Annotated in this window: 10 protein-coding genes; 9 read left to right on the top strand and 1 reads right to left on the bottom strand. The window is 68.0% G+C overall.

The window, feature by feature from the left end:
* Positions 1-269: 269 nt before the first annotated feature.
* Entirely contained in the window at positions 270-998 is a 729-nt protein-coding gene (locus QMX79_RS18800; RefSeq protein ID WP_282248129.1) for an SGNH/GDSL hydrolase family protein, read from the bottom strand.
* 179 nt (positions 999-1,177) lie between these two features.
* On the opposite strand from QMX79_RS18800, the gene QMX79_RS18795 reads away from it, so the two are divergent.
* The 9 genes from QMX79_RS18795 (at position 1,178) to QMX79_RS18755 (ending at position 7,309) form a co-directional block, all read left to right on the top strand.
* Positions 1,178-1,558 carry a diacylglycerol kinase gene (locus tag QMX79_RS18795; RefSeq protein WP_282248128.1) on the top strand — a complete coding sequence of 127 codons (381 nt, stop codon included), beginning with the start codon at positions 1,178-1,180 and terminating at the stop codon, positions 1,556-1,558.
* Between the two features lie 43 nt (positions 1,559-1,601).
* On the top strand, positions 1,602-2,351 hold the full coding sequence (locus QMX79_RS18790) for a TerC family protein (RefSeq protein ID WP_282248127.1): 750 nt from the start codon (positions 1,602-1,604) through the stop codon (positions 2,349-2,351).
* 155 nt (positions 2,352-2,506) lie between these two features.
* On the top strand, positions 2,507-3,145 hold the full coding sequence (locus QMX79_RS18785) for a LemA family protein (protein WP_282248126.1): 639 nt from the start codon (positions 2,507-2,509) through the stop codon (positions 3,143-3,145).
* A 4-nt stretch (positions 3,146-3,149) separates the two neighbouring features.
* Entirely contained in the window at positions 3,150-4,046 is an 897-nt protein-coding gene (locus QMX79_RS18780; protein WP_282248125.1) for a TPM domain-containing protein, read from the top strand.
* Positions 4,046-4,534, top strand: coding sequence for a TPM domain-containing protein (locus QMX79_RS18775; RefSeq protein WP_282248124.1), 489 nt, complete (start codon positions 4,046-4,048; stop codon positions 4,532-4,534). Before QMX79_RS18780 ends, QMX79_RS18775 begins: the two co-directional genes overlap by 1 nt.
* A 51-nt stretch (positions 4,535-4,585) precedes the next feature.
* The gene (gene lgt, locus QMX79_RS18770) at positions 4,586-5,482 is read left to right on the top strand and encodes a prolipoprotein diacylglyceryl transferase (protein ID WP_282248123.1); all 897 of its coding nucleotides are present in this window, start codon (positions 4,586-4,588) and stop codon (positions 5,480-5,482) included.
* Positions 5,479-6,273: a thymidylate synthase gene (locus QMX79_RS18765; RefSeq protein ID WP_282248122.1), complete on the top strand. Its 795-nt coding sequence runs from the start codon at positions 5,479-5,481 to the stop codon at positions 6,271-6,273. Before lgt ends, QMX79_RS18765 begins: the two co-directional genes overlap by 4 nt.
* Before the next feature lie 26 nt (positions 6,274-6,299).
* A complete protein-coding gene (locus QMX79_RS18760) occupies positions 6,300-6,818 on the top strand; it encodes a hypothetical protein (protein ID WP_282248121.1) in 519 nt (172 codons plus the stop codon).
* Entirely contained in the window at positions 6,815-7,309 is a 495-nt protein-coding gene (locus tag QMX79_RS18755) for a dihydrofolate reductase (protein ID WP_282248120.1), read from the top strand. Before QMX79_RS18760 ends, QMX79_RS18755 begins: the two co-directional genes overlap by 4 nt.
* Positions 7,310-7,442: the final 133 nt, after the last annotated feature.

Here is a 7,442-nt window from a genome sequence, read left to right as displayed (position 1 = left end):
GCAACGATCAGCTAGCGCTGACGCGCAAAAGCGCAGAGCAACGGCGTTTCCATTGCCTGCGTGCAGGTGAGCGGCGGGGGGGGGCCCGCGGGGGGCGCCGTGAACCCATCCTTGGGGGCTTGGTCGCCGCATCCATGCGGCTCACACCCCCGCAAACCCACCCCCGCCACTCCCCTCGATGGTGTGCGGGCGCGGTAGGGTCGGTTCCCAAACGACTGCCGACTGTGCTGATCGGCCCTTTGACGCATGACCTCAAACAACGTGCGCTGTTACCGCTTTACCGCTGCACCACACTGCACCTTGCTTGCCAATGCCTTCTGCCAGATCGCATACCCCTCCGGCTTCATATGCAGCATGTCCTCGCGGAACAACGCCGCACGCGGCTGCCCATCCTCACCCAGCATCGGGGTGTAGATATCGGTGTAGCCGGTGTTGGGCAGCTTGGCCAACGCCTGCTGGATCAATCCATTGGCTTCCTGCACCGCCGGCAGCAACTGCGCGCGCGACGGGCTGGGCTTGATCGAGATGACCTCGACGGTGGTCTTGGGCAGGTCGCGGTGCACGCGCTGCACGAACGCCACTACATCGTCGCGTACCTGGGTGGGGCTGCGGCCGCTGTTGAGGTCGTTGTCGCCGGCGTAGAAGAACACCTTGCACGGCGCGTACGGGATCAGGATCTGGTCGGCGTACCAGGTGCTGTCGCGTACCTCGGAGCCGCCGAAGCCGCGGTTGAAGACCTTCTGGCCCGGGAAGTCGGCCGCCAGGGTGTCCCACATCCGGATCGAGGAGCTGCCGATGAATTCGATGCCGTCGCGCGGGGGCGGGGTGGTGGCGTCGGCCTTGGCGAAGGCGGCCATGTCGCCGGCCCAGGCCACGTTGGAGACCTGTTCGGGGACCTGCGGCGGGGCCGGCACCGGGGCGGGCTTGAGGGCCAGGGCGGGCAGGCTGGCGGTGAGGGCCAGGGCGAGCAGCAGGGGGCGGGCGAAACGCTGGGACATGAACGACTCCGTTGGTGCGTCCGCTCATTCTAGGCCGGGTGCGCGGCGGCGGTTGGCCGGGCAGGGCCCCCCTTGTGGCAAAATGTCCGATTCTTCAATGCCTGCCGCGCTGCCCATGACCCTTTGTCGTGCCCCGCACCTGCTGTCCTGCCTCCGTTCCCGCCGTGGGGTGTCCCTGCGTGGCTGATGAAATCGGGCACATGCCGCGCGGCCCCAAGCGCATCTTCAAGGCGGCGGTGTGGTCCTGGCAGGGCCTTCGGGCCGCTTGGCTGCACGAGTCTTCGTTCCGGCTGGAGGTCTACCTGCTGGTGGTGATGGCACCGCTGGCGCTGTGGCTGGGCCAGACCCCGGTCGAGCGCGCGCTGATGATCGGCTCGATGCTGCTGGTGCTGGCGATGGAGCTGGCCAATTCGGCGATTGAAGCGGTGATCGAGCGCTACGGCGCCGAATTCCATGAGCTGGCCGGCCGCGCCAAGGACATGGGCTCGGCGGCGGTGTTCGTGCTGATGATGAATGTTCTGTTGTGCTGGGGCCTGGTCCTGGCGCCGCGCGTGTTCTGACGCGCCCCACGTCCGTTTTCCCCCTTTGTAAGGATCCAGGTCCATGTTTCTTGAACTGCTGTCCGACCCGAACGTCTGGTTGACCCTGCTGACCCTGAGCGCACTGGAAATCGTGCTCGGCATCGACAACCTGGTGTTCATCTCCATCGCCGTGAGCAAGCTGCCCGAAGCGCGCCGTCCGTTCGCGCGCAAGCTCGGCATCGCGGTGGCGTGCATCACCCGCATCCTGCTGCTGGTGTCGCTGGCCTACCTGGCGCACATGCAGGCCAACCTGTTCACCGTGGCCGGCATGGGCATCTCCATCCGCGACCTGGTGCTGATCCTGGGCGGCCTGTTCCTGATCATCAAGGGCGGCATGGAAATCCGCGAGCTGATCACCGGCGGCGAAGACGAAGATCCCACCACCACCAAGGCCTCGGCCGTGTTCGGCATGGTGATCGCGCAGATCGCCATCATCGACATCGTGTTCTCGCTGGACTCGGTGATCACCGCGGTCGGCATCGCCGACCACGTGCCGGTGATGGTCGCGGCGATCCTGCTGTCGGTGGCGGTCATGCTGCTGGCCGCCAACCCGCTGGGCCGCTTCATCGACGCCAACCCGACCGTGAAGATGCTGGCCCTGGCCTTCATCCTGCTGATCGGTGCGGTGCTGATCCTGGACGGCCTGGACGTGCACGTGCCCAAGCCCTACATCTACGCCGCCATGGGCTTCTCGGTGCTGGTGGAGTGGCTGAACCTGCTGATGCGCCGCCGCGCGCTGGCGCACCACGTGCCGGGCGCGGGCAACTGGTAAGCGCCGTACCGACCAACGGTCGGTACCTACCGGGCGGATGGTCGCCCCGGTATGACGCAGGGCCGGCCGTTGGGTCGGCCCTGCGCCGTTACGGGGTATTAACCCCTATTCATGGCATCCTCCGGCTCCCGACCACCCCGATCCCGGAGCCGGCCATGCGTATGTCCCGATTGATCCTGCTGGCCCTGCTGGCCAGCCTGTTGTCCGGTTGCGGCTACAACGCGATCCAGCAGAAGGATGAGCAGGTCAAGGCCGGCTGGGCCGAGGTGCTCAACCAGTACAAGCGCCGCGCCGACCTGATTCCCAACCTGGTGCAGACCGTGGAAGGCTATGCCAACCAGGAGCGCCAGGTGCTCACCGACGTGACCAACGCGCGCGCGCGGGTGGGCCAGGTCAACGTGAATGCCGACGACGCCGAGTCGCTCAAGCAGTTCCAGCAGGCCCAGGGCGAGCTGAGCGGTGCGCTGTCGCGGCTGCTGGTGGTGACCGAGAACTACCCGAACCTGAAGTCCGACCAGGGCTTCCGCGACCTGCAGGCGCAGCTGGAAGGCACCGAGAACCGCATCACGGTGGCGCGCGGCCGCTACATCCAGCAGGTGCAGGACTACAACACCTACGTCCGCTCGTTCCCGCAGCTGATCACCGCCAAGATCTTCGGCTACAAGGAAAAGCCGAACTTCACGGTGGAAAACGAAGCGCAGATCTCGCAGCCGCCGGCGGTGAAGTTCGGCGCGCAGCCAGCGGCCCCGGCGCCCGCGCCCCAGCCGCAGCAGGCCCCGGCCCCGGCCCAGTAAGCCGGTGGACACCCGCCTGCTGCTGCGCGCGCTGTTGCTGCTGTGCCTGTGCCTGGCCGTGCCCGCCTGGGCGCAGGCCGACGCGGCGATCCCGCCGATGACCTCGCCGGTGGTGGACACCACCGGCACCCTGGATGCCGCGCAGAAGCAGGCACTGGAAGCCCAGGCGCTGGCACTGCAGCAGCGCAAGGGCAGCCAGCTGCAGATCCTGATGGTGCCCAGCACCCAGCCGGAAACCATCGAGCAGTACACCCAGCGGGTGTTCGAGCAATGGAAGATCGGCCGCACCGGCGTGGACGATGGCGTGCTGCTGGTGGTGGCCAAGGATGATCGCCGGGTGCGGATCGAGCCCGGCTACGGGCTGGAGGGCGCCATTCCCGATGCCATCGCCAACCGCGTGATCCAGGAATACCTGGCCCCGCACTTCCGCAGTGGCGATTACGCCGGCGGGCTGGTCGACGGCAGCGCCGCCCTGGTCAAGCTGATCGACGGCGAGGAACTGCCGGCGCCGGTCAGTGCCCACCGCGAACCCCGTGGCAGCGGCGGCGATGGCTTCACGATGGCGCTGGTGATCGGCTTCTTCGTGGGTACCTTCGCCCGTGCGCTGCTGGGCTGGCTGCCGCGCCCGGTGCGCGCGCTGCTGGGCGGTGGCGGCGCGGCGGTGGCCGCGTTCCTGTTCACTTCGCTGTGGCTGGCCAGTGGCCTGGCCGGGCTGATCGGCCTGTTCGTGGGCTTCTCCTCCGGCCGGGTCGGCCGCTTCGCCCGCAACAGCGGCTGGGGCGGCGGTGGCTTCGGCGGCGGGGGTGGCTGGGGTGGCGGCGGCGGTGGCTTCGGCGGCGGAGGTGGCTGGGGCGGTGGTGGTGGGCGATCCGGAGGCGGTGGCGCCTCGGGAGGCTGGTGATGCGCATCTGGCGCCATCTGTTCGCACCTTCGCTGCAGCGGACCTTTCCGCCGGACGCGCTGCAGGCCATCACCGATGCCATCGCGCAAGGTGAGCAACGCCACGGCGGCCAGGTCATGTTCGCGGTGGAAGCGGACCTGCCCCTGACCGCGCTGTGGCAGGGCATCACGCCCCGGCAGCGGGCCGAGCATGCCTTCGCCCAGCTGCGCACCTGGGATACCGAGAACAACAACGGCGTGCTGGTCTACCTGCTGCTGGCCGACCATGCCATCGAGCTGGTCGCTGACCGCGGCCTGCGCGGCAGGGTGGGCGAGGCGCAGTGGCAGGCGGTGTGCGCGCACATGCAGCAGCAGCTGCGCGGGGGCGCCCTGCAGGACGCGGTGCTGCTGGCCATTGCCGAGGTATCGGACATACTGGCGGGGCACTATCCGCCCGGCAGCGGGTCCAAGGATGACGCCCTGCCCAATACCCCGCAGTTCCTTGGTTGAGGTACGGCGGCGCTGGCCCGAGAATAGCCGCTTACCTGCAAGGCATCGCCCATGATCTATCTCCACGACATCGACCCCATCGCCATCTCGCTTGGGCCGGTCAAGGTGCACTGGTACGGCATCATGTACCTGCTCGGCTTCACCGCGGCCTGGTGGCTGGGGCGGCGGCGCATCGCGGCGGGGCGCCTGCCGGGCGTGGATGCCAACGGCTTCTCCGACCTGCTGTTCTACGCCATGCTCGGCGTGGTGGTGGGCGGCCGCGTGGGGTACATGCTGTTCTACGCGCTGGGCGATTTCCTGCACAACCCGCTGCTGCTGTTCAAGGTGTGGGATGGCGGCATGAGCTTCCACGGCGGCCTGCTGGGCGTGTTGTTCGCCTCGTGGTACTGGTCGCGCAAGCACCGCCTGCACCTGGGCGACACCATCGACTTCATGGCGCCGCTGGTACCGCTGGGCCTGGGCTTCGGCCGGATCGGCAACTTCATCGGCGCCGAGCTGTGGGGCAAGTACACCGACGGCACCTGGGGCGTGGTGTTTCCCACGGGCCTGCCGTCCCCGCTGAACCAGCTGGACATGCCGGCGCTGCGCGAGCAGTTCGCCACCGGCGCGCTCAACCAGTTCGCCCGCCACCCCTCGCAGCTGTACGAAGCGCTGCTGGAAGGGCTGGTGATGTTCGTGGTGCTGTGGGCGGTGTCGGCCACGCCGCGCCACCGTTACCTGGTGTCGGGCCTGTTCGCGCTGATGTACGGCGTGTTCCGCTTCGCGGTGGAATTCGTGCGCATGCCCGACAACGGCGTGTACCTGGCCTTTGACTGGTTCACCCGCGGCCAGCTGCTGAGCCTGCCGCTGGTGGCGCTGGGCCTGGTGCTGCTGGCGTTGTCGCGCCGCGCGCCGGTGCTGCAGCCGGTGCTGCCGGTCACCCCCGCCACGGCTGGGAGCAAGGCATGAAAGCCTACTTGGACCTGCTTGAGCATGTGCTCGAACACGGCACGGAAAAATCCGACCGCACCGGCACCGGCACGCGCAGCGTGTTCGGCTGGCAGATGCGCTTCAACCTCAACGACGGTTTCCCGCTGGTCACCACCAAGAAACTGCACCTGCGCTCGATCATCCACGAGCTGCTGTGGTTCTTGAAGGGCGACACCAACATCGGCTACCTGCAGGACAACCAGGTGCGGATCTGGGACGAGTGGGCCGACGAGAATGGCGACCTTGGCCCGGTCTACGGCAAGCAGTGGCGCAGCTGGGCCACCGCCGACGGCGGCAGCATCGACCAGATGCAGTGGCTGGTGGACGAGATCAAGCGCAACCCCGATTCGCGCCGGCTGGTGGTGAGCGCCTGGAACGTGGGCGAGCTCTCGCAGATGGCGCTGATGCCGTGCCACAACCTGTTCCAGTTCTACGTGGTGGACGGCAAGCTGAGCTGCCAGCTGTACCAGCGCAGCGGCGACATCTTCCTGGGCGTGCCGTTCAACATCGCCAGCTACGCGCTGTTGACCCACATGGTGGCGCAGGCGACCGGGCTGGGCGTGGGCGATTTCGTGCACACGCTGGGCGATGCACACCTGTACTCCAACCACTACGAACAGGCCCGCGAGCAGCTGGCGCGCGAGCCGCGCGCACTGCCCACGCTGTGGCTGAATCCGGACGTGACCGATCTGTTCGGCTTCCAGTTCGACGACATCCGCATCGACGGCTACCACCCGCACCCGGCGATCAAGGCGCCGGTGGCGGTATGAGGCGGGCGCTTCGAGTCGCGTTGCTGATGTTGTTGCCGGCCGCGGCACAGGCCGCCGCGCCATCGCTACCGTTGGCCGCGCAGGTCAATGCGCAGATCGTGCAGCGCCAGGTCAACGAAGGCGTCGCCGCGATGGCCGGTGCCTCCGGCGCGGGCCTGATGCCGGGCGACCTTCCGGCCGCCTGTGAGCCGGGCATGCGCAGCGCCGTGGCGGGCATGTCCAACGAGCTCGTGCGCTTCATGCAGGGCACCTTCAATGATCCGGCCTACCAGCGCACGTTCGAGCAGCAGCTGGCCCAGGCGTATTCGCCCGATCAGCTGCAGGCGTTCCTGGACCGCAGCGCGGCGGGCGACCTCACCGCGTTGAGCACCGAGGTGATGTCCGCACCGGGCCTGCAGGCCACGCAGGACGCGCATCTGGCCCGCCTCACCGAGCAGGCCGACCAGGCAATGGAAGCCGACCCGCGCCTGCAGAAGGCCCTGGTCGATGTGCGCGCCGCGCAGGATCGCTGCGACGCAGTGCGCATGGAAGCAGAGGAATCATGAAACTCTCGCTGATCGTCGCGCTCGACCACGACCATGGCATCGGGCATGCCAACCAGCTGCCCTGGCAGCTGCCGGACGACCTCAAGCGTTTCAAGGCACTGACGATCGGCAAGCCGATCCTGATGGGCCGCAAGACCGCGCAGTCGCTGGGCCGCGCGTTGCCGGGCCGGCCGAACCTGGTCCTGACCCGCTCGGGCCAGGTGCCGTTCGACGGCATGCAGGCGGTGGCCACCGTCGACGAAGCACTGCAGTTCGCGGCGGCTGCCGGCGCGGACGAACTGTGCGTGATCGGCGGCGGCGAGATCTACCGCCTCGCCATGGCGCAGGCCACCGACCTGCACCTGACCTGGGTGGATACCCACGTCCAGGCCGACACCCATTTCCCGCCGGTCGACCCGCAGTTGTGGGTTGAAGTTGCGCGCGAGCACCATCCCGCAGATGCGAAGCATCCGTTTGCGTTCGATTTCGTGGATTACACGCGGAAGGCGTAACAGCAACAGCAACAGCCTTCGCCTGCGAGGGTTTCTGGCTTGGCTGGCGCCGGTGGGTTTGCGGGAGACGCCGTGAACCCATCCATGGGGGCTCGTTCGCGCCATCCATGGCGCTCTACGCTCCCGCAAACCC

Source organism: Stenotrophomonas sp. PS02300 (assembly GCF_029959395.1).
GTDB classification, from domain to species: domain Bacteria; phylum Pseudomonadota; class Gammaproteobacteria; order Xanthomonadales; family Xanthomonadaceae; genus Stenotrophomonas; species Stenotrophomonas maltophilia_AD.
Note: the sequence above shows the minus strand (reverse complement) of the source record. Positions and strands in the feature narration are given on the sequence as shown.